Raw genomic sequence first — 26,254 nt, 5'->3', positions numbered from 1 at the left:
CGCCATGACACTGGAACAGACCTTACCCCTGTGCATCGCCGGCACCTGGCGCCTGGGCGGCGGTGCGCGCTACGCCACCTGCTACCCGGCCACGGGCGAACCGGTGGCCTGGCTCAACGCCGCCAGCCTGGACGACGTCGAAGCCGCCGTGCTGGGGGCACACCAGGCCTTCCTGCACAGCGGCTGGGCGCAGCGCAAACCCCACGAGCGCGCCACCGTGCTGTACCGTATCGCCGGGCTGATCCGCGAGCGCGCCGAGGAGCTGGCGCAGCTGCAGCGCCAGGACAACGGCAAACCGATCAACGAGACCCGCGCACTGGTGGCCAGCGCCGCAGGCACCTTCCAGTTCTTCGCCGCTGCCTGCGAAACCCTGGAAGAAACCATCACCCCGTCACGTGGCGACTTCGTCAGCATGAGCGTGTATGAACCGATGGGCGTGGTCGCGGCGATCACCCCGTGGAACTCGCCGATCGCCAGCGAAGCGCAAAAGGTTGCCCCGGCCCTTGCCGCTGGCAATGCCGTGGTGATCAAGCCGGCGGAGATCACCCCGCTGCTGGCCCTGCAACTGGCACGCATCTGCGACGACGCAGGGCTGCCCAAGGGACTGATCAGTGTGCTGCCGGGCAAGGGCTCGCTGCTCGGTGACGCCTTGACCCGCCACCCATTGGTCAAGCGCGTGTCGTTCACCGGCGGTACCAGCACCGGCAAGCACATCGCCCACATTGCCGCCGACAAGATGATGCCGGTATCGCTGGAGCTGGGCGGCAAATCGCCGACCATCGTGCTCGACGACGCCGACCTCGACCACGCCGTGGCGGGCGTGCTGTACGGCATCTTCAGCTCCTCGGGCGAGGCCTGCATCGCCGGCTCGCGACTGTTCGTCGCCCGGGCCTTGTACGAGCCGTTCATGGCCCGCCTGACCGCCGCCGCCGCACAACTGCGCCTGGGCGACCCGGCCGACGAACGCACGCAGATGGGCCCGTTGATCAGCGCCGCGCACCGTGAGTCGGTGGAGCGCTACGTGGCCTTGGGCCTGGCCGAAGGCGGCCGCCTGCGCCTGGGTGGTCAACGCCCGAGCGGCGGGCTGTTCGACCAGGGCTTCTTCTACCCGCCGACCATCCTCGAAGGTTTGGGCAACCAGCAGCAGGTGTGCCAGGAAGAGATCTTCGGCCCGGTGCTGGTGGCCATGCCCTTCGCCGATGAAGCAACGCTGATCAAGCAGGCCAACGACAGCCTGTACGCCCTGGCCGCGGGGATCTGGAGCCGTGACTACAAACGCGCCTGGGCACTGGGGCGCAAGCTCCAGGCCGGCACGGTGTGGATCAACACCTACAAGCAGTTCTCCATCTCGACCCCGTTCGGCGGCTGGCGCGACAGCGGCCTGGGCCGCGAAAAGGGCCGCCTGGGCATCCTGCAGTACATGGAACAGAAAAGCCTCTACTGGGGCATGAACGAACAGCCGCTGGCCTGGGCCGGCGTGGAGGCAGGACAATGAGCGTACTGGGCATCGACGAAGTCACCTATGGCGTGGAGGACCTGGCCACCAGCGCACGCTTTTTCAGCGACTGGGGCCTGACCCCGATCAGCAGTGCCGACGACGAAGTCGTCTTCGAAACCCTCAATGGCTGCCGAGTGGTCCTGGCCGCCATCGACAAGCCCGACCTGCCGCCGGCCATCGAGCCCGGTTCGACCGTGCGTGAAGTGGTCTGGGGCGTGGAAAGCCAGGCCGACCTTGCGCTGTACAGCCAGCGCATTGCCAACGACCCAGGCTTCGTCGAGGGCAACGGCCGCATCGGCTGCACCGACCCCAATGGCCTGGCGATCCGCCTGCAGGTCACCCGCAAGCGCGCGCTGCAGCTCGAATGCAGCGGCCACAACACCTGGCAGACCAAGGGCCGCATCAACAAGCCGGCCCCGGTGTACGAGCGCGCCACACCCATCGAAGTCGGCCACGTGGTGTTCTTCGTCACCGACGTCAACGCCTGCGAAGCTTTCTACCACGAGCGCTTCGGCTTCCAGGCCTCGGACCGCTACCCCAACCGCGGCGCCTTCCTGCGCACTGCCGAGGAAGGCGGCCACCACGACCTGTTCATGCTGCAGCTGCCGGCCCCGCGCGCTGGCCTCAACCACGTGGCCTTCACCGTGCGCGACCTGCACGAAGTATTCGGCGGCGGCATGCACATCTCGCGCTGCGGCTGGGATACCGAGATCGGCCCAGGCCGTCACCCGGTGTCGTCGGCGTTCTTCTGGTATTTCAAGAACCCGGCCGGCGCGCTGGTGGAGTACTACGCCGACGAAGATCAGCTGACCGGCGACTGGCAACCCCGTGAATTCGAACCCGGGCCGACCGTTTTCGCCGAGTGGGCGATCGCCGGGGGCATCGACGGCAACACCCGACGCCAGCAGCACGCAGAAGCGCCGCAAGGCAAATTCCTCACCGACAAACCGAAGAACAACTGAGGGCCACCCCATGAGCAACACCGAGGTCTACCTGCAGCCCCACCAGGCACGCAAACGCCCCAACACGCCATTCGAAGACCTGCTCGGCGATTCCATCGAGCGCGCCTACGGCAACGGCGTGAGTCAGCTGGGTGAATTGCTCGCCCACCTCAACCTGGCCGGCCCGCCCTGCCCGCTGACCAGCGGCGAGTGGACCGAAGACGCTTTCAAGACCCTGATGGCACGGCTGGGCGAATGACCCGCGGGAGATAGAACAAGATGAACATGCATGTAACCGTCGACCCTGTTGAACAGCACCTGGCCAATGGCCTCAAGGACCTGTGGTTCCCGGTATTGCCGTCGGAACTGCTGACTGACCGGCCGCTGTCGATCCGCCGCCTGGGCTACAAGATCGCTCTGTGGCGCGACAACGATGGCCACGTCCACGCCCTTGAGGACCACTGCCCGCACCGTGGCGCGCCGCTGTCCCAGGGGCCGGTACTGGGCGACCGCCTGCAGTGCCCGTACCACGGCGTCGAAGTACGCTGCGACGGCACCGTCACCAAGGTGCCCGGCAGCCCGGGCTGCAAGCTCGAAGGCAGCCGCCCGACGCGGATGTTCCATACCCGCGAGGTGGCCGGCGCGATCTTCCTGTTCAACGCCACCGAGCCGCACCTGGACACCCCGCCCGAGCTGGTGCTGCCCGAACAATTGACCTCGCCCGAGTGGAGCAGCTTCCTTTGCTACACCGAGTGGAAAGGCGACTACCGCTATGTGCTCGACAACGTCATGGACCCGATGCACGGCACCTACCTGCACAAGATGTCGCACTCGATGAGCGAAGGCGAGGCTACCGCCAGGTTCGTCACCCGCGATACCGAGCATGGTTTCTTCTTCGAGAAGGAAGGCCAGCGCGGCGTGAACTTCGACTGGACCGAATTCCTCGACAACGGCTGCCACTGGCTGCGCCTGGAAATTCCCTACCCAAAGACTGGCGGCCCAGGCGGCAACTTCACCATCATTGGCAGCTATACCCCGAGCAGCCGCGCCTTGGCAGCGGTATTCCACTGGCGCGCCCGACCGCTGACCGGCTGGCAGCGCGACACGTGGCGCTTCCTCTACAAGAACCGCCTGGAGGCACGACACTGGGCGGTGCTGGAACAGGACCGCGTGCTGCTGGAGTTCATGGAAGCGGACGCCAACCAGCGCGAGAACCTGTACCAGCACGACCTCGGCGTGGTGCGCCTGCGCCGCTACCTGAAAGCCAAGGCCAAGGAACAACTGGCCCTGATCGAAGCCAAACAACTGCCGTGAGGTGAGCGATGTCCAACGCATCCACAGTCAGCGCGCTGGTGCATACCCTGCGCCATGAAGCCGACGGCATCATCAGCGTCGAACTGCGGCCTTGGGGCGACACCGTGTTCGCCCCGTTCGAGGCTGGCGCGCACATCGACCTGCACCTGCCCAACGGCCTGGTGCGCAGCTATTCGCTGCTCAACTCGCCCAGTGACCAGGGCCGCTACGTGGTCGGCATCCTGCGCGACCGCGGCAGCCGCGGCGGCTCGCGCTACGTCCATGAGCAGTTGCGGGTGGGTACGCAGCTGACCATCTCGCAGCCACGCAACCACTTTGCCCTAGACACCCGCGCCAGCCACAGCGTGCTGGTAGCCGGCGGCATCGGCATCACGCCGATCTACTGCATGTTCCGGCAGTTGCTGGCACTGGGGCGCTCGGCCGAGCTGGTCTACTGCGCCCGTTCACGGCGCGAGGCGGCCTTGCTGAAGCCATTGGCAGAGCTGGGGGCGAAGGTGGTGTACCACTTCAACGACGAGAAAGGCAGTTTGCCGGACCTGGCGCATTACCTGGCGGGGCGGGCGGCGGACACGCACTTCTATTGCTGCGGGCCGACGCCGATGCTCGATGCCTTCGAAGCAGTGTGCGAGCAACTGGGGTATCAGCACGCGCATATCGAGCGCTTCACCCCCGTGGAGGTGACGGCGGCTGAGGATGCCCTGGACCGCTACAGCGTCGAGTTGAGCAAGAGTGGCAAGACCCTCGAAGTCGAACCGGGTCTCAACCTGCTGGACGTGCTGCTCGAGGCCGGTTGCGATATCGACCATAGCTGCCGTGAAGGCGTGTGCGGCTCCTGCGAGACGCGGGTGCTGGAAGGCGATATCGACCACCGCGACGGCGTGTTGAGCAAGGCCGAGCGCGCGGCCAATGGTTCGATGATGGTGTGTGTGTCGGGCTGCAAGAGCCGGCGTCTGGTGCTCGACCTCTGAGTTGCCTGTGCCGGCCACTTCGCTGGTAAACCCGCTCCCACAGGATCTCCACAGGTCCTGAATACTGCGCCGTACCTGTGCGAGCGGGTTCACCCGCGAAGGGGCCAGCCCAGGCTATTACGAAACCAAAACAATAAAACCACCCCCGGTTTTCGCTATTAGCCAGCTACCCCTCCAAAAGCACCCGTTCAAGGCGGTGGGGGCCCGCTGCTGCCCGCGAAAACTGGCCTCAACCTTGCAGGGCATAGCATGAACAGATACCTGATCACCCTCGGTCTGCTCGTCTCCAGTTGCACCACCCTCGCCGCCGAGCCTGGCCCGGCGGCCCCCGACCAGCCGCCCGGTACCCGCAAGCCTTTCCCACATGTCGCCTGGCGCAGCGACGACGGCCAGAGCAGCCTGGACGTCGGCGGCGCCCTGAGGGTCAACTACCGCGACGAGCACTGGGACACCACCGAGAACAACGGTCGGTTCCTCTTCGACACTTTCCGCCTGGACCTCCAGGCGCGCCATCGCCAGCTGTTCGCCGACGTCGGCTACTGGTTCCAGGACGACGGCAAGCGCGCCATCGACCGCGGCTTCGTCGGCTACCGCATCGACGAGCAATCCAACCTGCAACTGGGTGCGCCGTTCAAGCCGTTCGGCCTGGAGCCCTATCCGCAGTTCGGCTGGAGCTATCACATCCCGTTCTTCATGGGCTATGGCGTCAGCGCAGGCACCGGCCTCAAGTACAGCTACAAGGACAGTGGCTGGGACCTGCAACTGGGCTACTTCCCGCGGATGCTGCCCACCGGCATCCGCTACTCACCGGAGGTCGGCCGTTTCAGCGACCTGGAGGACAACGCCGTGGCCTTCACCCAGTCGCGCCAGGACAACGAAAAGCGCAACCAGGTCAACGCCCGGCTCGCCCGCACTTTCAGCGGCGAAGGCTGGAAAGCCGAGCTGGGCGCCTCGCTGTCCAGCGCCGAGTTGTACAACGCCACCACCCATGACGATGGCGACTACTGGGCGGCAGGCATGCATGCCTTGGTCAACCGCGGCAACTGGACGATCACTGGCCAGGCCATCCGCTATGAATACGATCCACGTAACCCTACGGGTGTCAGCGACGATGCGGTACTGATGGGTGGCAACGGCCTGACCCCGGCTTACCTGATCGCGTCGAAGGCGACCATCACGGCGCTCAACGTCGGTTATGACGTGTTCACGCCGGGCCTCGGCCAGTTGAAGAAGGTCAAGCTGTATACCGACTACAGCCGGATGATGAAGGACAAGCGCGGCTGGGATGACTCGCAGATGTTCACCGTGGGTGTGCAGTTCCTGGCGATGCCGATCATGGCCTGGGTCGACCTGACCTGGGCGCGCAATGCCAACCCGTTCGGTGGGGCGGAGAATGGCACGGGCTGGACCAGTACCAGCTCGGTGGGGAGCAATGACTGGTATTACCGGACCAATATCAATATCGGTTATTACTTCTGAATGTCAGGTTGCCTGTACCGGCAACCGGGCCGGTACAGACACCGCAGGCAAAGGGCATTACCATGGAGCGCCTTCCTGCAACTGACCCTGAACATGCCCTGCGAATACAAGATCGTGCTCTGGCGCCTGGAGCAGGACGCCCACGGCTACCCGCCGGCCTCGGTCGAAGGTCTCTGGGCAAAACGCACCGCCACGGGCTACCAGGTCGACAGTTTGCCTTTCTATGCCTACGGCATTGCTCCCGGGGATATCATCAGCACCTGCGAAGATGGCGAGCAGTCTTGGTTCGAAACCTTGCAACAGAGCGGCGGTGCTTCGGTGTTCCGCATCCGGGTGAAGGCAGCCGCAGATGTCGAACAGGTGCGCATGGCACTCGAAGAGTTCGGCTGCCCTTGCTACGCCGAGCCGGCCGTGCGGATGCTGGCCGTTGAAGTGCCACCAACGCGAGCCCTCGACACCCTTCTCTATTACCTGCTGACCCAGCGCGAAGCCGGCACCCTGGACTTCGAGGAAGGCGTGTTGCGCCACGCCATCCCCGAAGAGTTCCGCTAGGCCTTACGCCTCGGCCAGCCGCGCCGCCGGCTTGCGGAACACGAACAGCAGGCCGACCACGATCAACCCCATGCCCAGCAGGCTCATGGGCGCCAGGCGGTTGCCGAAGATCAGCAAGTCCATCACCGCGGTCACGGCCGGCACCAGGTAGAACAGGCTGGTGACGTTGACCAGGTTACCCTTGGCGATCAGCCGATATAGCAGCAAGGTGGCCAGCAGCGACACCACCAGCCCCATCCACAGCAGCGCGCCGATGAAACCACCGGTCCAGTCGACCTGCATCGGTTGCAGCGGCGCAAACACCGCACACAGGGCGAAACCGGCGAGGTACTGCAACGGCAGTGTGCCCATCGGGTTGTCGGTGATGCGCTTCTGCAGGATCGAACCAAAGGTCATGCTGGCCAGTGCCAGCAGGGCGAACAGCATGCCGAGCAGCGATACCCCGCCGAGGTTGATGCCCTGGTAGACCACCATGACCAGACCAGCAAGCCCCAGGCTCAGGCCGAACAGGCGACTCCAGGAGCGCTGGCGCTCCATCAGTACCACGGTGAGGATCGGTTGCACCCCCATCACCGTGGCCATCACGCCAGGGGTGACGTGGGTGTTGAGCGCCAGCAGGTAGAAGATCTGGTAGGCGCCGAGCAGCACGCAGCCGGTGCCCAAGGCACGCAGGATCGACCCCCGTGTTCGTGGCCAGCGCAGGCCAAGCAACGGGCCGATCAGCAGCAGGCCGGTCAAGGCCAGCGCCGAGCGCAGCAACAGGAAGGCGAAGGGGCTGGCATGGGCCAGGCCGAGTTTGGAAACGATCGCGCCACTGCTCCAGAGCAGGACGAACAGGCTGGTGGTGCCCGCCGAGGCCACGGATGCTTTGTTGAAGACAGACATGTATTGCCACCTGATAAGGCAAAGTAAGCCAGACGGCGGGCGTGAACTTCAGCGAGGGAAGGTGCCGACCGTGTTCAGTAGGTTGCGGGTGCGAAGGGGAGCGGCCAGAAGCCGATCAGCCCAGTACGACCACGCAAGGAGGCGGAGCTACGCCGCCTACGACGCCACTGACAGGTGGTGGGTAGTGACTGATCACGACCGGCTGCTGGCTGCCACGCACGACCATGCCCGCGACTGGCGCGATGGCAAAGCATGTGGTGGAAGGGATGGCTGGCATGATCGGGTCTTCGGGGAAGAGAAGTGTTTCGGAATATAGCGGTGAATTCAGGCTTGGGCAATAGCCTGTTCCGGCCTCTTCGCGGGCATGCCCCCACAGTATCTGGAACCTGCACAGTACTTGTGGGAGCGGGCATGCCCGCGAAGAGGCCGGCCCTGTAATCAGAACAACCAGCGGTACAGGAAATAAGCCACCACCACCGCCAGCACCGGCCGCAGGATGCGGTAGGCCTTGGGGTTGGCGCGCTTGAACTGCTTCATGCGGCTGCTGATCTTGTTGCTGAAACGCTTGCTCCAGGCATAGGCCTGGTTGATCCCGCCGACACGCTCGTCATCGGTGTTCTGCGGTGCGGTGGCGCGGCCGAGGAAGGCACTGACCTTGCGGTTGATGCGGGTCATCAGCGGGCTGCTCAGCGGGCGCTCGATGTCGCAGAACAGGATCACCCGGGTCACGTCGGTTTCGTTCTTGACCCAGTGCACATACGTCTCGTCGAACATCACGTCTTCGCCGTCACGCCAGGCGTATTGCTCACCATCGACGTAGATGCGGCAGGCGTCGGAGTTGGGGGTCGAAAGGCCCAGGTGGTACCGCAGGGAGCCGGCAAAGGGGTCGCGATGCGGGTTCAGGTGGCTGCCACCGGGCAGCAGGGCGAACATCGCCCCCTTGACGTTGGGAATGCTACTGACCAGCTCGACGGTTTTCGGGCACAGGGCTTCGGCAGACGGCAGCGGCTTGTCGTACCACTTCAGGTAGAAGCGCTTCCAGCCCTTCTTGAAGAACGAACCGAAGCCGGCGTCGTTGTCCTTCTCGGCGGCACGGATATACCCCTCGTCGAACAGGCGCATGGCCTCTTCGCGGATCACCTGCCAGTTGTCCTTGAGCACGTCCAGTTCAGGGAAGCGCTGGCGGTCCAGGTAGGGCTTGGACGGCACCCCGGAAAAAAGGTACATCAAGCTGTTATAAGGTGCGAACAGCGCCGAATGGTTGACGAACTGGCGCAGTACTGGCAGGCGCGCCTTGCCGCGCAGGTGCACGTACAGCACGCTGCCGAAGAACACCAGCAGCACACCTGCCTTGGCGAGGAAGGAAAAGGTCATGCAACACTCCTTGGAGTGGGAGCAGGCCAGCGCTGCCAGCTCCCAGAAAAATCATCCGGCCATCATAAACCCATCCCGCCCAGGTAAAAACAACCCGGGCGGGATCTCACTCATGAAGATTTTGCAATGAACCAGGCCGCCGAATGTTGCGCCGGATCAGCGGCAGGGCCGATTACTGCTGGTTTTCCTGCTCGCTGAACAGGTCGCTGAACAGCATGCTGGACAGGTAGCGCTCGCCCGAGTCGGGCAGGATTACGACGATGGTCTTACCTTGCATCTCCGGTTTTTCGGCCAGACGCACCGCGGCTGCCATCGCCGCGCCACAGGAAATACCGCAGAGAATGCCTTCTTCCTGCATCAGGCGAATGGCCATGGCCTTGGACTCTTCATCGGTCACGGTCTCGACCTGGTCGACAATCGACAGGTCGAGGTTTTTCGGCACGAAACCGGCGCCGATGCCTTGGATCTTGTGCGGGCTGGGCTTGAGCTCTTCACCGGCCAGAGTCTGGCTGATCAGCGGCGAAGCCACCGGTTCGACCGCCACCGACAGGATCGACTTGCCCTGGGTGTGCTTGATGTAGCGCGACACGCCGGTAATGGTGCCGCCGGTACCCACGCCGGCAACCAGCACGTCGACAGCGCCGTCGGTGTCGTTCCAGATCTCCGGCCCGGTGGTCTTTTCGTGGATCGCCGGGTTGGCCGGGTTGTCGAACTGGCCCGGCAGGAAGTACCGGGCAGGGTCGGACGCCACGATTTCGTTGGCCTTCTCGATGGCGCCCTTCATGCCCTTGGCCGGCTCGGTCAGCACCAGCTCTGCACCCAGCGCCTTGAGCACCTTGCGGCGTTCCAGGCTCATCGAGGCTGGCATGGTCAGGATCAGCTTGTAGCCACGGGCGGCGGCGACGAACGCCAGGCCGATACCGGTGTTGCCCGAAGTCGGCTCGACGATGGTCATGCCCGGCTTGAGTTTGCCGCTGCTCTCGGCGTCCCAGACCATGTTCGCGCCGATCCGGCACTTGACCGAGTAGCCCGGGTTGCGCCCTTCGATCTTGGCCAGGATCGTCACCCCGCGCGGGGCGATGCGGTTGATCTGTACCAGCGGCGTATTGCCGATGGAATGGGCGTTGTCTGCGTAGATACGGCTCATGGCAGGGTCCTTGACATGAAAAGAGCAGGGAAAGACTTCAAGGGTAAGCCTGCCCCGGCACCCCGTAAAGCCCGTTAGAACCAAGCCAGGCGCGACGTGGTCAACCGCTCGACCGGCTTTGGAGAACCCTGCGATGAAAGCTCGCTATCGCTGGCCGTTGATCGGCCTGGCCAGCTTGGTCGTGCTATTGGTGGCACTGCATGTTGCCCTGCCCTATCTGGTGCGCGACTACCTCAACGACAAACTGGCCGACATGGGCGAATACCGTGGCCAGGTCACGGATGTCGACCTGGCCTGGTGGCGCGGGGCCTATCAGATCAACGGCCTGAAAATCGTCAAGACCAGCGGCAAGGTGCCGGTTCCGTTCCTGGAGGCACCGTTGATCGACCTGTCGGTGAGCTGGCATTCGCTGATCTACGACAAAGCCGTGGTGGCCAAGGTGGCGTTCGCCCGCCCCGTGCTCAACTTCGTCGATGGCGGCAGCAAACAGGCCTCGCAGACGGGCCAGGGCACCGATTGGCGCCAGCAGCTGGACAAGCTGCTGCCGATCACCCTGAACGAGGTGCACATCGAAAACGGCACCTTGACCTTTCGCAATTTCAACTCCAAGCCACGGGTCGACCTGAAAGCCACGCAGCTGAACGCCGATATCCGCAACCTGACCAATGTGCGCGACGAAAAAGGCCGACGCGATGCCAGTTTCGACGGGACTGCGCTGATAGCCGGAGACGCCAGGGTAGAAAGCCGCGCCACCTTCGACCCGTTCAGCGACTTCGATGATTTCGAATTCCGGCTGCGTGCCACCGGCATCGAATTGCGCCGCCTGAATGACTTCGCCAGCGCCTATGGCAAGTTCGATTTCAATGCCGGGCACGGGGATGTCGTGATCGAGGCCCAGGCCGAGAATGGCAGGCTCAATGGCTACATCAAGCCGCTGCTGCGCGATGTCGATGTATTCGACTGGCAGCAGGACGTGGAGGAAAAGGACAAAGGGTTTTTCCGCTCGGTCTGGGAGGCGGTGGTAGGTGCCACCGAGACCGTGCTGAAGAACCAGCCGAAAAATCAGTTCGCCACCCGCGTCGAGCTCAGCGGCAGTGTGCACCAGCAGAACATCAGTGGTTTCGAGGCGTTCTTGCAGATACTGCGCAACGGCTTCATCGAGGCGTTCAATGCACGCTATGAACAGCCAGCGCCCAAGTCTGACTGAAGGTTCGTGACGAGCCATTCAGAGACTGAATACCGGGTCTGCGTTTCCACCTGCCTGGGCCCGCGTTATAGTCGTTGGCAAACGATAGGCACCCTGCAGAGGACAGACCCCATGAAGTTCGAAGGCACCCGCGACTACGTCGCCACAGACGACCTGAAACTGGCGGTGAACGCGGCCATCACCCTCGAACGCCCGCTGCTGGTCAAGGGCGAGCCCGGCACCGGCAAGACCATGCTCGCCGAGCAACTCGCGGCCTCGTTCGGCGCACGCCTGATCACCTGGCACATCAAGTCCACCACCAAGGCCCACCAAGGCCTCTACGAGTACGACGCGGTCAGTCGCCTGCGCGACTCGCAGCTGGGTGTGGACAAGGTCCACGACGTGCGCAACTACCTGAAGAAAGGCAAGCTGTGGGAGGCCTTCGAGGCCGACGAGCGGGTAATCCTGCTGATCGACGAGATCGACAAGGCCGACATCGAGTTCCCCAACGACCTGCTGCAGGAACTCGACAAGATGGAGTTCTACGTCTACGAAATCGACGAGACCATCAAGGCCAAGCAGCGCCCGATCATCATCATCACCTCCAACAACGAAAAAGAGCTGCCCGACGCCTTCCTGCGCCGCTGCTTCTTCCACTACATCGCCTTCCCAGACCGCAGCACCCTGCAGCAGATCGTCGACGTGCACTACCCGAACATCAGCCAGTCGCTGGTCAGCGAGGCGCTGGACGTGTTCTTCGACGTGCGCAAGGTGCCGGGCCTGAAGAAAAAGCCGTCCACCTCCGAGCTGGTCGACTGGCTCAAGCTGCTGATGGCCGACAACATCGGCGAAGCCGTGCTGCGCGAACGCGACCCGACCAAGGCCATCCCGCCGCTGGCCGGTGCCCTGGTGAAAAACGAGCAGGACGTGCAACTGCTCGAGCGCCTGGCCTTCATGAGCCGGCGCGGCAACCGCTGACAGGAGCCGGGCCATGCTGCTCAACCTGTTCAATGAAATGCGTGCAGCCAAGGTGCCGGTTTCGGTGCGCGAACTGCTCGACCTGCACCACGCCCTGCAAAAAGGCGTGGTGTTCGCCGACATGGACGCCTTCTACTACCTGGCCCGGGCCATCCTGGTAAAGGACGAACGCCACTTCGACAAGTTCGACCGCGCGTTCGCCGCTTACTTCAAAGGCCTGGAAAACCTCGACCGGCACTTAGAGGCGCTGATCCCCGATGAATGGCTGCGCAAGGAATTCGAGCGCTCGCTGACCGACGAGGAACGTGCACAGATCCAGTCCCTGGGCGGCCTGGACAAGCTGATCGAGGAGTTCAAGAAGCGCCTCGAAGAGCAGAAGGAACGCCACGCCGGTGGCAACAAGTGGATCGGCACCGGTGGCACCAGCCCGTTCGGCTCGGGCGGGTTCAACCCGGAAGGCATCCGCGTCGGCGAGGCCGGCAAGCGCCAGGGCAAGGCGGTAAAGGTCTGGGACCAGCGCGAGTACAAGAACCTCGACGACCAGGTCGAACTGGGCACGCGCAACATCAAGCTGGCCCTGCGCCGCCTGCGCAAGTTCGCCCGCGAAGGCGCCGCCGAAGAACTCGACATCGACGGCACCATCGACCATACCGCGCGTGACGCCGGGCTGCTGAACATCCAGATGCGCCCGGAACGGCGCAACACGGTGAAACTGCTGTTGCTGTTCGACATCGGCGGTTCGATGGACGCGCATATCAAGGTCTGCGAAGAACTGTTCTCGGCCTGCAAGACCGAGTTCAAGCACCTGGAGTACTACTACTTCCACAACTTCGTGTACGAGTCGGTATGGAAGAACAACCTGCGCCGCACCTCCGAGCGCTTCTCCACCTTCGACCTGCTGCACAAGTACGGCGACGACTACAAAGTGGTGTTCGTCGGTGATGCGGCCATGGCGCCGTACGAGATCACCCAACCGGGGGGCAGCGTCGAGCACTGGAACGAAGAAGCCGGGTATGTGTGGATGCAGCGCTTCATGGAGAAATTCAAGAAGATCATCTGGATCAACCCGTATCCGAAGCAGGCCTGGGACTACACCGCATCGACCCACCTGGTGCGGGATCTGATCGAGGACAAGATGTATCCGCTGACATTGCAAGGGTTGGAAGAAGGGATGCGTTACCTGTCCAAGTAGCTAATGCCTTGGGGCCGCTCTGCGGCCCTTTCGCGACACAAGGCCGCTCCTACAGGAAACCGCATGCTCTCTGTAGGAGCGGCCTTGTGTCGCGAAAGGGCTGCAGAGCAGCCCCAAAATCTCAAAACCAACGCCGACCAAAAGCCTGCTGCTCTCGCCAGGCCTCTTCCTGCACCACCGCCCGGAACCGTACAGAAGCCCCCGGCATGCACTGCGCCAGCTGCGCCAACGCCAACGGCGTCAACGCCCCCAGCCGCGGATAGCCACCAATGGTCTGCCGGTCGTTGAGCAACACGATCGGCTGCCCGTCCGGTGGCACCTGCACCGCCCCCAGCGGAATCCCTTCGGAAATCATCGGTGCCCCCTGGTAGACCAGCTCTGGCCCCAGCAAACGGATACCCATGCGGTCGGCGCGGCTGTCCAGCGTCCAGTCACGGTTGAATGCTGCAAACAGACTGGTCCCGCTGAAATCACCGATCTGCGCGCCCATCACCAGGTCGAGCACAGGCTTGGCCGCATAGCTCGGGCACAAAGCTGCCGGGACTTCACGCAAGGCCGGCGAGTCTCCGGCAAAGGAGAGTACCTGCCCTTTCGACAGGGCTGTCCCTCGCCCATCGATCCCCCCCAGCTCCTCGCGCACGACCGTGGCACAGCTGCGCAGCACATCCTCACCGATGAACCCGCCCGGGGCTGCCAGATACGCCCGCACACCTTGCTTCGGCTGTTTCAGGGTCAAGCGCTGCCCCTTGGCCACACTGAAACTGCGCCATGGCAACTGTGGTTGGTCATCCACCCGTGCATCCAGGTCAGCCCCGGCCAGCGCCAGCACACAATCCTGCTCGGCCACCAGCGCAAAACCACCCAGCGCCACCTCGACCACCGGCGCCCCCAGCGCGTTGCCCAGCAGCCAGTTGGCCCAGTGCATCGCCACCCAGTCCAGCGCCCCGCCCTGGGTCACGCCCAGGTGACGCACGCCAAAACGCCCGGCATCCTGCATCTGGCACAGGGCAGTACTGGCTTCGATCTTCAACTGCTTCATCCTTGCGCCTCCACATCGCCGCCCAAGGCCAGGAACTCTTCACGCGACACAGCCACGAAGCGCACCCGGTCGCCCGGTTGCAGCAGGCTATAACCCTCGCGTTCGCGATCGAACAGGCGCACCGGTGTGCGCCCGATCAGGTTCCAGCCGCCGGGCGATATCGCGGGGTAAGCCGCCGTCTGGCGTTCGGCAATGCCCACGCTGCCCGCCGCCACGCGCTTGCGCGGGGTGCTCAGCCGCGGGCTGGCCAGACGTTCGTCGACCAGCCCCATGAAGCCGAAGCCGGGGGCGAAGCCAAGGGCGAACACCGGGTATTCGCGCTCACTGTGCAAGCGGATCACCTCGGCTTCGCTCAGCCCGCTGCGTGCTGCCAGCACGGGCAGTTCCGGGCCGACGCTGGCGTGGTACCACACCGGGATTTCATGGCGCCGGCCAGCGCTGCCGGTGTCCGGCTGCAAGCCCTCCAGCGCCTGGGTGATCAACGCCCGCGCCTCACCCGGTGGCAGATCGAACTGCACCATCAGCGTGGTGTAGGACGGCACCAGATCGACCAAGTGCTCGCCGAACGCCGCGCTCAGGCGCTGGCTGGCGGCAAGCATCCACGGCATGTTGGCTTCGTCGATACGGTCGAACAGGCGCACCATCAGGCTGTCGATGGCCACGACTTCGATACGCAGCTTCATCACGCCTCCAGCGCATCGAGGGCCTGGCGAATCTGCCGCACGGCCGCCACCGAGCTGGCGTTGTCGCCATGCACGCAGAGGGTGCTTGCGGCCAACTGCAACGCGCTGCCATCATCCGCCACCAGGGTTTCACCGCGGGCCAGGCGCAGGGCCTGCTCGACCACCAGCGCCGGGTCATGGTGCACCGCGCCCGGCAGACGCCGTGAGACCAGGTGACCGCTGGCGGTGTAGGCGCGGTCGGCGAAGGCTTCGAACCACAGCGGTACGCCAATTTCATCGCCCAAGGCCTGGGCCCCGCGGTTGTCGGCAGTGGCCATGAGCATCAGCGGCAGGCCGCTGCCATAGGCCGCCACGGCTTCCAGCACGGTGCGCAGCTTGAGCGGGTCGGCCATCATGTCGTTGTACAACGCGCCGTGGGGCTTCACATAGGCCACGCGGCCGCCGAGCACCTTGCAGATGCCGTCCAGGGCACCGATCTGATAATGCAGCAGGTCGCGGATTTCTTCCGGGCTGCAGGCCATGGAGCGGCGGCCAAAGCCGACCAGGTCCGGATAGGCTGGGTGAGCGCCGATGGTCACGCCGTGCTCCAGCGCCATGGCCACGGTGCGGCGCATGATGCCCGGGTCGCCGGCGTGGTAGCCGCAGGCGATGTTGGCGCAGTCGATATAGGGCATCACCTCGGCATCCAGGCCCATGTGCCAGCTGCCGTAACTTTCGCCCATGTCGCAATTGAGTAGCAGGGGTTTCACCTGACGTGCTCCCGTGTCGATGTTCATAGGCCTACCTTAGCGCGCCTGGAGTTGTTTGCCGCGGGTTTCCGGCAGGCTCAGCGCCGCCACGATCACCACGCCATAAGACACCGCAGAGAACACGCCGATACCCAGGCCCAAAGGGATCTTTTCGCCGAGCAAGCCGATCAGCAGCGGGAACAGCGCAGCGATGATCTTGCCGACGTTGTAGCAGAAGCCCTGCCCCGAACCACGTACCCGAGTCGGGAACAGCTCTGTAAGAAACGCGCCCATGCCACTGAAGATGCCCGAGGCAAAGAAGCCCAATGGGAACCCGAGCCACAGCATCACGCTGTCACTGACCGGCATCTGCGTATACAGCAGCACGATGATGAACGAGCCCACCGCGAACAGGATGAAGTTCTTCTTGCGCCCCAGCAGGTCGGACAGGTAGGCGCTGACCACATAACCGATGTAGGACCCGACGATCACCATCGCCAGGTATCCGCCCGTGCCCAGCACGCTCAGGCCTCGCTCGTTCTTGAGGAACGTCGGCAGCCACGAGGTGATGGCGTAGTAGCCACCCAACGCGCCGGTGGTCAGCAGCGAGGCGCGCACGGTGGTCCAGAGCATGCCGGGGGCGAAGATCTCGTAGAAATGCGAGGGCGCCTCGGCCTTTTCCTCGTCCTTGGCCTGACGATAGACCTCCGGGTCCTTTACCAGGCGACGGACGAAGATCACGAAGATCGCTGGCACCAGCCCCAGCAGGAACAGTGCACGCCAGGCCTGCTCGGCCGGCAGCCAGGAGAATAGCAGCGCATACAGGACCGCCGTCAGCCCCCAGCCCAGGGCCCAGCCCGACTGCACCATGCCCACTGCCTTGCCACGGTCCTGGGCCCGGATCACCTCGCCGATCAGCACGGCGCCGGCGGTCCACTCGCCACCGAAACCGAAGCCCATCAAGGTGCGGGCGATCAGCAACTGGTCGTAGTTCTGGGCAAAGCCGCAGAGGAAGGTGAAAAAGGCGAACCACAGCACCGTCAATTGCAAGGTGCGCACACGGCCAATGCGGTCGGAGAGGATGCCGGCGACCCAGCCACCGATGGCCGAGGCAATCAGCGTGCTGGTGTGGATCAGCCCGGCTTCGGCAGTGCTGATGCCCCACAGCATGATCAGGGTCGGGATGACGAAACTGAGCATCTGGGTGTCCATGCCGTCCAGGCCATAGCCGATCTTGCAGCTCCAGAATGTACGCCGTTGCTGGGGGTCGATATCGCGGTACCAGGCGAACGGCCCGGTCGAAGGGGGGGATTGCACCTGTTGCTGCACGCCGCTTGGGTTCATGCTTGCCTCGGCTTGTTGGTATTGTTTTACGGGCGACGTCGGGCGTCGCGGCCTGGGCCTCATGTTCAGAGGCCGTGCGGCCTGAGTCCAACGAGAAAAACCGTCGGTCTGGAACAAGAAAAACTGATCATGAACCTTCGCTTCCTCGAAACCTTCGTCTGGGTCGCTCGGCTCAAGAGCTTCCGCCTGACCGCGGAGAAGCTGTTCACCACCCAGGCTTCGGTCTCCAGCCGCATCGCCGCGCTGGAGGCCGACCTTGGCGTGAAGCTGCTGCTGCGTGACTCCCGTGGTGTCAGCCTGACGCCGGAAGGCAGCAAAGTGCTGGAGTACGCCGAGCGCATGCTCGACACGGCCAAGGCGATGAAGCAGTCGCTGGACAGCGATCGGGCGAAGGTCGGGCACATTCGCATCGGGGTGATGGACACGGTGATCCACACCTGGATGAGCGCGCTGGTAGCGGAATTGACCGAGCGCTACCCGCAGGTGGAGATCGAACTGGTCGCAGACACCGCGCTGAACCTGCGCGAGCAGTTGCAGAAGGGCTTTCTCGACGTGATCGTGCAGACCGACCTGCTGCGCGAGCAATCGATCCGTAGCCAGGACCTGGCGCGCTACCCGATGGGTTGGGTGGTGGCGGCAGGCTCCGTGTACCACCGCGATTTCGCCTCGCTGGCCGAGCTGGGGCGCGAGCGGATTGTCACCTTCTCGAAGAACTCACGGCCGCACCAGGAAGTGCTCAGCCTGCTGCAGGGCGCCGGGGCCGAAGCGCCGCGGTTGAACTGCGTGAACTCGGTGGCGGCTATTACCCGGTTGTTGCGTGATGGTTTCGGGATTGGCGCCTTGCCACCGGCCTTGGTGGATGCTGAGCTGAGCCGGGGTGAGCTGGTGCTGCTGGAAGGCCTGCAGCCACCGCCGAGCCTGGAACTGGTGGTGGCGTGGCAGACCGGGGTGGCGTTGGTGGATGAGGTGGTCGGCGTGTGCCGGCAGGTGCTGGAGCGGTATGCCCGGGATGTGGGTGGGCAGCGGATTGTGCTGGTTTCTCAGGGTTCGCCTTGAGCGTTGTAGCGCCTGGGAGATCGAGCGCCGCAAAACTCAAGGCGAAAACATCAGCGCCAGCTCTCTTTCACCGCCTTGCGCCGCCCACCCAGGATCACCCAGCCAATACCCAGCAACAGGCTCTCGACCACGAAGGCCAGCACAAACCCGGCCCCGACGCCCCAGCCGATCGCTTCGGGCACCAGCAGAATCTGGTAGCTGTAGCCCTTGAGCGTCTCTTCACGCAGCTGCGGCTCCGGCTGCACCAGCACATGCCAGGTGCGGCTCACCCACGAGCCTTGCAGCGCCTGCCACTCGTCTTCCAGCAACTGGTTGCGGATCAGCAGGCTTTCGATGCTGTTGGCATCACTGAGGAACACCGGGTCGTCACTGGTCCGGTAATGCCGCACCAGCGCCTGCAGATCACCGTTGAAGAAGCGCTCGGCAGTCTGCCTGAAGCCATCCAGCGCCTGGCGTGACTCGAACAGATGCGCCTCGGCCCGCTGGCTGTAGTCCTTGACCAGCCCGGGCACCTGGATACCGGCCAGCAGGCCGAAGGTGAACAACAGCAATCGCAGGTAACTTCTGAACATGCAGCGTCCTTAGCTCTGGCCTTGCGAAACGCACTCGCCGTGCCGCCATAGCCCCCATTGGCCGGGCTCGTAGCGCCGCCAGGTCTCGTTCTCGGTCAAGGCCTCGGTAGCGATCACCGTGACTACGTCATTGGGCGTGGTTTCGGTGTGAAAATCGACGATCAGGTCGACATCCTTCAAGCGGGCGGCGCCAAAAGGCGCACGCCGGGTAATGTGTACCAGCTTGGTCGAACAGAAACAGAACAACCAGTCGCCGTCGCTGAGCAAGCAGTTGAACACGCCCTTGCCACGGTACCCGGCACAGGCTTCGACCAGCACCGGCAGCAGCTGTTCCACCTCGACCGGCTCGGGGAACGCCGCACGAATGCGGTTGAGCAAATCGCAGAAGGCCGCCTCGCTGTCCGTGTCGCCCACCGGGCGATAGAAGGTCGCTTCGCCCCTGAAGTCGCCCAGTTGGCCGTTGTGCGCGAAGCACCAGTTGCGGCCCCACATTTCACGCACGAACGGGTGCGTGTTGGACAGGCACACCCGGCCGACGTTGGCCTGGCGGATATGGCCGATCACCACTTCGCTCTTGATCGGGTAGCGCTGCACCAGGTTGGCCACCTCCGATTCACTGCTCGCGGCCGGGTCCTGGAACAGGCGCAGGCCGCGCCCTTCGTAGAAGCCGATACCCCAGCCATCACGGTGCGGGCCGGTACGCCCGCCGCGCTGCATGAGCCCGGTGAAGCTGAAGACGATGTCGGTCGGGACGTTGGCACTCATGCCCAAAAGTTCGCACATGATGGTGGCTCCGCTTACAGGCGTGGCTCGACCCGGCCGCGGCCGCCGCCCGGCACGGCAGGTGGCGGGGCATCGCGGTAGCGATCATTGCGCTCGGCGGCCATGGGCGCCGCCGCGATGACCGCATTGTCCTCGGCCGCACGGCGCTGGGCGGCGGCTTCGGTCTGCGCGCGGCGCTCGCGGGCGCGTTTTTCCAGCGGCCAGCGGATCAGCACGAAGACAATGTACAAGGCAAAAGCGATCATGCCGTACATGGCGAAATCGGAAATCGCCCGCCAGGCGTTGTTGCCGACCTTGAACGCAAGGTCCAGGGCGGTGATGGCAATTGCCGGGGCGAAGCTGTCCTTGACCGGGTCGACGATGGTCGGGGTCAGCAGCAGCACCGCCAGGATCACCCGCAGCGGTTCACGCAGCCAGCGCCACATCCAGCCGGTGAGTTTGAAGCCCACCAGCAGGCAACCCAGGGCGGCGACAGCGTAGAGGCCCCAGGCGAAGGTGTAGTCGTTCTCGATCATGGTGTTCGTGCAAGCCAGGCAAAGAGATGCCTATGATAAACACTTTTCAGGGCGCAGACAGCGTCTCCCTGTCCCGGCCAAGAGATCCCCGATGCCAACCAAACCTCAGCCCCCCATTGCCCGCCAGGACCAGGCCACTGATCCCTACGCCTGGCTGCAACAGCGCGACACCCAGGAAGTGCTCGATTACCTGCAGGCGGAAAACGCCTATCAGGAAGCCTGCCTGGCCGACCAGGCAGCGTTGCGCGAGCAGTTGTTCGAAGAGATCAAGGGCCGCATTCTCGAAACCGACCTGTCGCTGCCCTCGCCCTGGGGCCCCTACCTCTACTACACCCGCACCACCGCAGGCGACGAGTACCCGCGCCACTACCGCTGCCCACGCCCGGCGGACGACTCCAACACGGTCGATGAAAGCCAGGAACAACTGCTGCTCGACCCCAATGCCCTGGCCAACGGCGGCTTCCTGTCGCTGGGCGCGTTCAGCGTCAGCCCGGACCACCGCCGACTGGCCTACAGCCTCGACACCAGCGGCGATGAAATCTACACGCTGTACGTCAAGGACCTGAGCAGCGGTCACCTGACCGCCCTGCCCTTCGCCGACTGTGACGGCAGCATGACCTGGGCCAACGACAGCCAGACGCTGTTCTTCGCCGAGCTGGACGATACCCATCGGCCCTGGCGCCTGCGCCGCCATACCCTCGGCGAAGCGGGTGCGAGCACGGTCTTCGAAGAGGCCGACGGTCGCTTCTTCCTGCACTGCTACCGCACCAGCTCCGAGCGCCAGCTGGTGCTGCTGCTCAACAGCAAGACCACCAGAGAGGCCTGGGTGCTCGACGCCGAAACGCCACACGCGCCGTTCACCTGCCTGGCGCCACGGGTCGAGGGCCACGAGTACTTCCCCGACCACGGCCAACTCGACGGCCAATGGCGCTGGTTCATCCGCACCAACCAGGACGGCATCAACTTCGCACTCTGCCATGCACCGGCCACCCCGGTGCCCAGCCGCGACCAGTGGCAGGTACTGGTGGCGCACCGCGACGACATCATGCTCGAAGGCCTGAGCCTGAATGCCGAGGCACTGACCCTGAGCCTGCGCGAAGGCGGCCTGCCGATCATCGAAGTGCGCCCGCAGGGGCTGGCCCCTTACCGGGTGGAGTTGCCCGATGCGGCCTACAGCCTGTACGTGCAGGACAGCCTGGAGTTCGCCAGCCGCCGCGTACGCCTGCGCTACGAAGCGCTCAACCGCCCGGCCCAGGTGCGCCAGCTGGAGTTGGCCACGGGCGCCCAGCAGGTGCTCAAGCAGACCCCGGTGCTCGGCCAGTTCGACGCCGACGACTACGTCAGCCAGCGCCTGTGGGCCACGGCGCCGGACGGCACCCAGGTACCGATCAGCCTGGTGCGCCGCCGCGAAGACCTGGGCAAGACCGTGCCGCTCTACCTGTATGGCTATGGCGCCTACGGCGAAAGCCTCGACCCGTGGTTCTCCCACGCCCGCCTGAGCCTGCTGCAACGCGGCGTGGCCTTCGCCATCGCCCACGTGCGCGGCGGCGGCGAGCTGGGAGAAGCCTGGTACCGCGCCGGCAAGCAGGCCCACAAGCACAACACCTTCAGCGACTTCATCGCCTGTGCCGAACACTTGATCGCCGAGGGTGTGACCGCCCCGCAGCGCCTGGCGATCAGCGGCGGCAGCGCCGGCGGCCTGCTGATCGGCGCCGTGCTCAACCTGCGCCCAGAGCTGTTCCGCTGCGCCATCGCCGAGGTACCGTTCGTCGACGTGCTCAACACCATGCTCGACCCCGAACTGCCGCTGACCGTCACCGAGTACGACGAATGGGGCAACCCCGAGGAGCCCGAGGTGTATGCGCGCATCAAGGCCTATGCGCCCTATGAGAATGTCCGCGCCCAGGCCTACCCGGCCATGCTGGTGGTGGCCGGCTACAACGACAGCCGCGTGCAGTACTGGGAGGCGGCCAAGTGGGTGGCGCGCTTGCGCACGCGCAAGACCGACGACAACCTGCTGCTGCTCAAGACCGAGATGGGCGCCGGGCATGGCGGGATGAGCGGGCGGTACCAGGGGCTGCGCGATGTGGCGCTGGAATATGCGTTCGTGTTTGGCGAGTTGGGTATTGCTTGAGATTGCCGGGGGCGCTTTGCGCCCCTTTCGCGACACAAGGCCGCTCCTACAGGAGATCGCGTTCTCTTTGTAGGAGCGGCCTTGTGTCGCGAAAGGGCTGCAAAGCAGCCCCAGGATCGTACAGCGAACGCATTCCCATCAGTCAATCATCCTGCGCCGGCGGTTTCGCCGGTTCCTGGCGCAACCCAGGCAAATCCTGGTCCTTGGGCGGCCCTGGCACCGGCATCGGCGGCAGCAGCGGCGCGCCTGGCTTGCTGTCGTAGGCCTTGGGCGGGATGCTCGGGGTGATCTGCGGGTAAGGCGTGGGCGTTGGCGTGCCCGGCGCGCCGGGTACCGGGGTGTTCAGCCGTGGGGGCGTGCCTGCCGCTTCAGCCCGGGGCATGGCGGCCATCAGCAGCGCGGCGAGGATCGCATGAAACATCAGCAACCTCCTGTCGGGAACCTCTCTACAGGCTACGCCGATATTCGAGTTTTCGCCTGTCCGCCTGCCCTGCAAGCGCGCTAGACTCAATGGCATAACCGTCATCTGCCTGATCAGAACAAAGGAAACACCATGAGTTCGGCTTCCACCTCCGCCGCCACCGCCCGCCTCGATCGCATCCTCGCCGACGCCAAGCGCGACAAGGAGATGGGCTACCGCGACAAAGCCCTGAAAATGTACCCGCACGTGTGCGGCCGCTGCGCCCGCGAATTTTCCGGCAAGCGCCTGAGCGAGCTGACCGTGCACCACCGCGACCACAACCACGACAACAACCCGCAGGACGGCTCCAACTGGGAGCTGCTGTGCCTGTACTGCCACGACAACGAGCACTCGCGCTATACCGACCAGCAGTACTTCAGCGAAGGCTCGACCAGCACCCCAAGCATCGCCAAGGCCACCCACAACCCGTTCGCCGGGCTGGCAGGCATGCTGAAAAAAGAGTGACCGTCACACCAACCCCCGCTGCTGCCGGCAAGCCCGTATAATCGCGCTCTTTTTTTCGCGAAAGGCCCCGGCACGTGGCAAACAAACGGTACAGCTGCATCGGCCTGTTCAACCCAAAGTCCGCGGAGAACGTCGGTTCGGTGATGCGTGCAGCGGGTTGCTACGGCGTCAACTCGGTGTTCTACACTGGCAAGCGCTATGAGCGCGCGCGTGACTTCGTCACCGACACCAAGCGGGTGCACTATGACATCCCGCTGATCGGCATCGACGACCTGCAACGCATCATCCCCTTGGGTTGCACGCCAGTAGCGGTGGAGCTGGTGGACGGCGCACGGCCGCTACCTGAATACACCCACCCTGATCGGGCGATCTATATCTTCGGGCCTGAGGATGGCTCGTTGAGCGAAGCCGTGCGGGGCTGGTGCGAAGAGACCATCTACATCCCCACCGAAGGCTGCATGAACCTCGCCGCGACGGTGAATGTGGTGCTGTATGACCGCATGGCCAAAGGGCTCAATACCCGCTCAGGCCCCAAGTTCAAATAGCCGACTGCGTGTGCACGCTTGCGCGAGCCCGCTGGGCAAACCAAGTGAACGGTCGTTCACGGCTGCTGGTCAGCTGTTAACACTTCACACGGAGGGTTTGCCATGCTCGATATTCATTCCAGGGCTACACGGGAACACAATGTCCAGGGGCTGGAACGCGCCGGCTCACTGGCAGGCGGCGCCTTGATGTTCACCAAGGGCATGCGCCACGGGGGCCTGATCGGGTTGCTGCAGATGGTGGCGGGTGGCCTGGCGGTAGCCCGGGGAGTCAGCGGCCATTGCGCGACCAAGGCCTGGTGGCAACGGCACCGCCAGGAATATCACCGCCTGCGTTCGGACATCGAGCGCAGTGCCGCGCAGCTGAAGGAACTCAAGACCAGTGCCGAGGCGGCTACCCAGGGGGTGACAGTGACCGGCAAGGACCCTTTGACGGGCAGCTGAGTCTTGTGACGCCTGCACCGGCGGCCCCTTCGCGACGGTTCGATGCGCCCGCTCCCACAAGTACAACGCTGCCGTGAGATCTGGCACTCTGTCAGTGGGAGCGGGCATGCCCGCGAAGAGGCCGCAACAGGCTAGCGCAGTGCCTTGCTTTGCAGCACCTCGGAGCGGCGCCCAAGCACATTCTCGCTGATCTGCACGAATTCTTCGGTGCTCACACTGGGCAGGCGCATCAGTGCGCGGGTGACATCGTCCAGCGACCGCTTGGCCTGGGTATGGATACGGATTTCCTTGTCCAGTGCCTGCAGCAGCATCACCCCCCGGGCAACCTGAGCCGGGCTGGCGTGCTCGGCACGCAGTTGGGAGACCTGGCCGCCCAGTTTCTGCAAACGTGCCTGCCCTACCTCATAACGGTCATCGCTGATGCCGCCGGCACGGCGCAGCAGCTCGGTGGCGTAGTATTCGGTCAGGCCCTGGCCCAGCCAGTCGCTGTTGTCACGTACACGAATCTGCGCAAACAGCTGCACCAGTTCGCGCAACAACAGGCTGCTGCCATTCTCGCTGACCATTGGCCGACTGCTGTGCAAGTAGATCGAACCCTGCGCCGCCGTCGCTCCGCGCCACATGCCATCACGGGCACCCACCAGGAGCAGCTTGGCCGGGTTGCGCGGGAACACGGCCTGCAATTGCGGCCAGACGAAGGTCATCAGGGTCAGGCTGTCCATCCGTCGCATACCCTGCCCGACCGGCGCGGCAACGGTGACATCGGTTTCGCCGAGGCGGGCGCGGCGGCTGCCAAGGTTCCCCGCAAGCATCCAGCCGGTCGGGCGGTCGAACAGTCGGGACACGTTGTCGATCCGGAACTTGTCCTTGCCGATGCGTGGCCAGGGCGTCTCGATGCTGTTCCAGCCTTCAGGCAAGTCGACCGTCAGACGTGCCACCAGCTCGGTACCGTCCTGCTGATCGAGGTGCGCAGGCGGCACCAACTGGTCGCCGAGGAACAGCGCCCAATGCGGGGTGATGCGGGAGGAGTAGGCACCGCTGCGCAGCTTCTGGTCCAGTTTTACCCGGTAGCTGAGGCTGGTCTTGCCGTTCGCCGGGTGCCAAACGCCACGCTCGCCCTGCTGCTGCCACTGGCCATCGGCCTGGAAACCACTGTAGGCACCGGCCGTGCCCAGGTCGAAATCCAGGCTGCGCACGGCGCTGCCTTCGGCCAGGGTCAGGCGCACTTCGGCCTGGCCATTGGCAGGCAGCAGGCGTACCTGGTAATCGAGGTCGACCTTTTTTGCCCAGGCCGGCGAGCAGGCCACAAGCCCGAGGAGCAGCAACAACAGGCAACGCATACCGAAACTCCTTGTTCCTCAGAGGCGACGCGGGTGGCGCGTTCAGCTGGCGCGGAAAATCAGATGGTCTTCCCAGTCGTCTTCGTCGACATCATGTTCACTGAGCATACGCCCCGATTGCGATATGCGCTGTTCATGCACCTGTTTGCGGTCGCCGCACACCAGGTGATGCCAGTCGGGCAAGTCCTTGCCCTCGCTGACCAGGCGATACCCACAGGTGCTCGGCAACCATTTGAACTGGTCGGCCTTGCCAGGGGTGAGCTGGATGCAATCGGGCACATGGGCGAAGCGATTGGGGTAGTCGCTGCACTGGCAAGTATCGAGGTCGAGCAGCTTGCAGGCGATGCGCGTGTAGTAGACGCTGTTGTCGTCTTCGTCCTCGAGCTTTTGCAGGCAGCACAGGCCGCAGCCGTCACACAGCGACTCCCACTCTTGCGGGCTGAGTTGTTCGAGGGTCTTGCGCCGCCAGAACGGCGCGCTGTCAGCGATCATCACAAGGGTTTCCTGCAGTCTTGTTCGGGCCGCGGGGCGCGGCGGCGCCAGTCTAGAGCCTGGCCTTCGGCAACGCCAGACCGCTTGTCAGTGCCAGGCGGACGCAGTAGCGTGCATGCTTTGCCATCCACTTGCAGGAGCCG

30 protein-coding genes are annotated in these 26,254 nt (G+C 64.3%); 16 read left to right on the top strand and 14 right to left on the bottom strand.

The genetic code is table 11. The annotated features are described in order from the left end of the window. Positions 1-4: 4 nt before the first annotated feature. From CQW31_RS23395 to CQW31_RS23365, 7 genes are all read left to right on the top strand, one after another. Positions 5-1,495: an aldehyde dehydrogenase gene (locus CQW31_RS23395; RefSeq protein ID WP_099815533.1), complete on the top strand. Its 1,491-nt coding sequence runs from the start codon at positions 5-7 to the stop codon at positions 1,493-1,495. Then, positions 1,492-2,460, top strand: coding sequence for a VOC family protein (locus CQW31_RS23390; RefSeq protein ID WP_099815532.1), 969 nt, complete (start codon positions 1,492-1,494; stop codon positions 2,458-2,460). The genes CQW31_RS23395 and CQW31_RS23390 overlap by 4 nt, the downstream gene beginning before the upstream one ends. 10 nt (positions 2,461-2,470) lie before the next feature. After that, a complete protein-coding gene (locus CQW31_RS23385; RefSeq protein ID WP_054885725.1) occupies positions 2,471-2,698 on the top strand; it encodes a recombinase-like helix-turn-helix domain-containing protein in 228 nt (75 codons plus the stop codon). Positions 2,699-2,718: 20 nt separating this feature from the next. Next, on the top strand, positions 2,719-3,753 hold the full coding sequence (locus CQW31_RS23380; RefSeq protein WP_054885726.1) for an aromatic ring-hydroxylating dioxygenase subunit alpha: 1,035 nt from the start codon (positions 2,719-2,721) through the stop codon (positions 3,751-3,753). Positions 3,754-3,761: 8 nt separating this feature from the next. Beyond that, positions 3,762-4,721 (top strand): PDR/VanB family oxidoreductase, encoded by a 960-nt coding sequence (locus tag CQW31_RS23375; protein WP_099815531.1) that lies wholly within the window; start codon positions 3,762-3,764, stop codon positions 4,719-4,721. Between the two features lie 249 nt (positions 4,722-4,970). Then, positions 4,971-6,200, top strand: a complete 1,230-nt coding sequence (locus tag CQW31_RS23370) for a hypothetical protein (protein ID WP_099815530.1) — start codon at positions 4,971-4,973, stop codon at positions 6,198-6,200. 93 nt (positions 6,201-6,293) lie between these two features. Continuing rightward, positions 6,294-6,752 carry a DUF4265 domain-containing protein gene (locus CQW31_RS23365; RefSeq protein ID WP_099815529.1) on the top strand — a complete coding sequence of 153 codons (459 nt, stop codon included), beginning with the start codon at positions 6,294-6,296 and terminating at the stop codon, positions 6,750-6,752. 3 nt (positions 6,753-6,755) lie between these two features. Here CQW31_RS23365 and CQW31_RS23360 read toward each other — a convergent pair whose 3' ends face one another. The 3 genes from CQW31_RS23360 to CQW31_RS23355 form a co-directional block, all read right to left on the bottom strand. After that, positions 6,756-7,637 (bottom strand): DMT family transporter, encoded by an 882-nt coding sequence (locus tag CQW31_RS23360; protein ID WP_099815528.1) that lies wholly within the window; start codon positions 7,635-7,637, stop codon positions 6,756-6,758. 115 nt (positions 7,638-7,752) lie between these two features. Further along, positions 7,753-7,914 (bottom strand): hypothetical protein, encoded by a 162-nt coding sequence (locus CQW31_RS31190; RefSeq protein WP_158238185.1) that lies wholly within the window; start codon positions 7,912-7,914, stop codon positions 7,753-7,755. A gap of 161 nt (positions 7,915-8,075) precedes the next feature. Further along, positions 8,076-9,011: an aspartyl/asparaginyl beta-hydroxylase domain-containing protein gene (locus tag CQW31_RS23355; protein WP_054883959.1), complete on the bottom strand. Its 936-nt coding sequence runs from the start codon at positions 9,009-9,011 to the stop codon at positions 8,076-8,078. Here CQW31_RS23355 and CQW31_RS31770 point away from each other — a divergent pair. After that, positions 9,010-9,141: a hypothetical protein gene (locus tag CQW31_RS31770; protein ID WP_256587432.1), complete on the top strand. Its 132-nt coding sequence runs from the start codon at positions 9,010-9,012 to the stop codon at positions 9,139-9,141. The genes CQW31_RS23355 and CQW31_RS31770 overlap by 2 nt on opposite strands. Positions 9,142-9,183: 42 nt before the next feature. Here the strand turns inward: CQW31_RS31770 and cysK are convergent, their stop codons facing one another. Next, entirely contained in the window at positions 9,184-10,158 is a 975-nt protein-coding gene (cysK, locus tag CQW31_RS23350) for a cysteine synthase A (protein ID WP_054883960.1), read from the bottom strand. Positions 10,159-10,291: 133 nt separating this feature from the next. Here cysK and CQW31_RS23345 point away from each other — a divergent pair, with 133 nt between their 5' ends. The 3 genes from CQW31_RS23345 (at position 10,292) to CQW31_RS23335 (ending at position 13,514) form a co-directional block, all read left to right on the top strand. Further along, positions 10,292-11,365 (top strand): DUF748 domain-containing protein, encoded by a 1,074-nt coding sequence (locus CQW31_RS23345; RefSeq protein ID WP_099815527.1) that lies wholly within the window; start codon positions 10,292-10,294, stop codon positions 11,363-11,365. Between the two features lie 111 nt (positions 11,366-11,476). After that, positions 11,477-12,322, top strand: a complete 846-nt coding sequence (locus tag CQW31_RS23340) for a MoxR family ATPase (RefSeq protein ID WP_054883962.1) — start codon at positions 11,477-11,479, stop codon at positions 12,320-12,322. 13 nt (positions 12,323-12,335) lie between these two features. After that, positions 12,336-13,514 (top strand): VWA domain-containing protein, encoded by a 1,179-nt coding sequence (locus CQW31_RS23335; protein ID WP_099815526.1) that lies wholly within the window; start codon positions 12,336-12,338, stop codon positions 13,512-13,514. A gap of 121 nt (positions 13,515-13,635) precedes the next feature. Here CQW31_RS23335 and CQW31_RS23330 read toward each other — a convergent pair whose 3' ends face one another. The 4 genes from CQW31_RS23330 to CQW31_RS23315 are packed head-to-tail and all read right to left on the bottom strand — an operon-like array spanning position 13,636 to position 17,308. Next, positions 13,636-14,553 (bottom strand): biotin-dependent carboxyltransferase family protein, encoded by a 918-nt coding sequence (locus CQW31_RS23330; RefSeq protein WP_099815525.1) that lies wholly within the window; start codon positions 14,551-14,553, stop codon positions 13,636-13,638. Beyond that, entirely contained in the window at positions 14,550-15,236 is a 687-nt protein-coding gene (pxpB, locus tag CQW31_RS23325; protein WP_099815524.1) for a 5-oxoprolinase subunit PxpB, read from the bottom strand. The genes CQW31_RS23330 and pxpB overlap by 4 nt, the downstream gene beginning before the upstream one ends. After that, positions 15,236-16,012 (bottom strand): 5-oxoprolinase subunit PxpA, encoded by a 777-nt coding sequence (locus CQW31_RS23320; RefSeq protein WP_099815523.1) that lies wholly within the window; start codon positions 16,010-16,012, stop codon positions 15,236-15,238. Before CQW31_RS23320 ends, pxpB begins: the two co-directional genes overlap by 1 nt. 9 nt (positions 16,013-16,021) lie before the next feature. After that, positions 16,022-17,308: an MFS transporter gene (locus CQW31_RS23315; protein ID WP_054883968.1), complete on the bottom strand. Its 1,287-nt coding sequence runs from the start codon at positions 17,306-17,308 to the stop codon at positions 16,022-16,024. Between the two features lie 129 nt (positions 17,309-17,437). On the opposite strand from CQW31_RS23315, the gene CQW31_RS23310 reads away from it, so the two are divergent. Continuing rightward, positions 17,438-18,364, top strand: coding sequence for a LysR family transcriptional regulator (locus CQW31_RS23310; RefSeq protein WP_054883969.1), 927 nt, complete (start codon positions 17,438-17,440; stop codon positions 18,362-18,364). A gap of 50 nt (positions 18,365-18,414) precedes the next feature. On the opposite strand, the gene CQW31_RS23305 is transcribed toward CQW31_RS23310, so the two are convergent. Genes CQW31_RS23305 through CQW31_RS23295 form a run of 3 tightly spaced genes read right to left on the bottom strand, consistent with a single transcriptional unit; the run spans position 18,415 to position 20,234 of the window. Further along, positions 18,415-18,936, bottom strand: coding sequence for a DUF2937 family protein (locus CQW31_RS23305; RefSeq protein WP_099815522.1), 522 nt, complete (start codon positions 18,934-18,936; stop codon positions 18,415-18,417). A 9-nt stretch (positions 18,937-18,945) separates the two neighbouring features. After that, a complete protein-coding gene (locus tag CQW31_RS23300; RefSeq protein WP_099815521.1) occupies positions 18,946-19,719 on the bottom strand; it encodes a class II glutamine amidotransferase in 774 nt (257 codons plus the stop codon). Between the two features lie 14 nt (positions 19,720-19,733). Further along, positions 19,734-20,234, bottom strand: a complete 501-nt coding sequence (locus CQW31_RS23295) for a hypothetical protein (protein ID WP_054883972.1) — start codon at positions 20,232-20,234, stop codon at positions 19,734-19,736. Between the two features lie 91 nt (positions 20,235-20,325). Here CQW31_RS23295 and CQW31_RS23290 point away from each other — a divergent pair, with 91 nt between their 5' ends. Continuing rightward, complete coding sequence (locus tag CQW31_RS23290; RefSeq protein WP_099815520.1) at positions 20,326-22,368, top strand: S9 family peptidase; 2,043 nt, start codon at positions 20,326-20,328, stop codon at positions 22,366-22,368. 142 nt (positions 22,369-22,510) lie between these two features. On the opposite strand, the gene CQW31_RS23285 is transcribed toward CQW31_RS23290, so the two are convergent. Further along, positions 22,511-22,789, bottom strand: a complete 279-nt coding sequence (locus CQW31_RS23285; RefSeq protein ID WP_099815519.1) for a hypothetical protein — start codon at positions 22,787-22,789, stop codon at positions 22,511-22,513. A 132-nt stretch (positions 22,790-22,921) separates the two neighbouring features. Here CQW31_RS23285 and CQW31_RS23280 point away from each other — a divergent pair, with 132 nt between their 5' ends. From CQW31_RS23280 to CQW31_RS23270, 3 genes are all read left to right on the top strand, one after another. Further along, positions 22,922-23,293 carry a YajD family HNH nuclease gene (locus CQW31_RS23280; RefSeq protein WP_099815518.1) on the top strand — a complete coding sequence of 124 codons (372 nt, stop codon included), beginning with the start codon at positions 22,922-22,924 and terminating at the stop codon, positions 23,291-23,293. 74 nt (positions 23,294-23,367) lie between these two features. Further along, the gene (locus CQW31_RS23275) at positions 23,368-23,838 is read left to right on the top strand and encodes an RNA methyltransferase (protein WP_027918659.1); all 471 of its coding nucleotides are present in this window, start codon (positions 23,368-23,370) and stop codon (positions 23,836-23,838) included. Between the two features lie 102 nt (positions 23,839-23,940). Further along, on the top strand, positions 23,941-24,279 hold the full coding sequence (locus CQW31_RS23270; RefSeq protein WP_054883975.1) for a DUF2892 domain-containing protein: 339 nt from the start codon (positions 23,941-23,943) through the stop codon (positions 24,277-24,279). Between the two features lie 131 nt (positions 24,280-24,410). Here the strand turns inward: CQW31_RS23270 and CQW31_RS23265 are convergent, their stop codons facing one another. Both CQW31_RS23265 and CQW31_RS23260 read right to left on the bottom strand, forming a co-directional pair. Further along, positions 24,411-25,619 (bottom strand): hypothetical protein, encoded by a 1,209-nt coding sequence (locus CQW31_RS23265; protein ID WP_054883977.1) that lies wholly within the window; start codon positions 25,617-25,619, stop codon positions 24,411-24,413. A gap of 42 nt (positions 25,620-25,661) precedes the next feature. Further along, the gene (locus CQW31_RS23260; RefSeq protein ID WP_054883978.1) at positions 25,662-26,111 is read right to left on the bottom strand and encodes a YcgN family cysteine cluster protein; all 450 of its coding nucleotides are present in this window, start codon (positions 26,109-26,111) and stop codon (positions 25,662-25,664) included. Between the last annotated feature and the right edge of the window lie 143 nt (positions 26,112-26,254).

The sequence above is a fragment of the Pseudomonas sp. 382 genome, assembly GCF_002759075.1.
GTDB lineage: Bacteria > Pseudomonadota > Gammaproteobacteria > Pseudomonadales > Pseudomonadaceae > Aquipseudomonas > Aquipseudomonas vlassakiae.
Note: the sequence above shows the minus strand (reverse complement) of the source record. Positions and strands in the feature narration are given on the sequence as shown.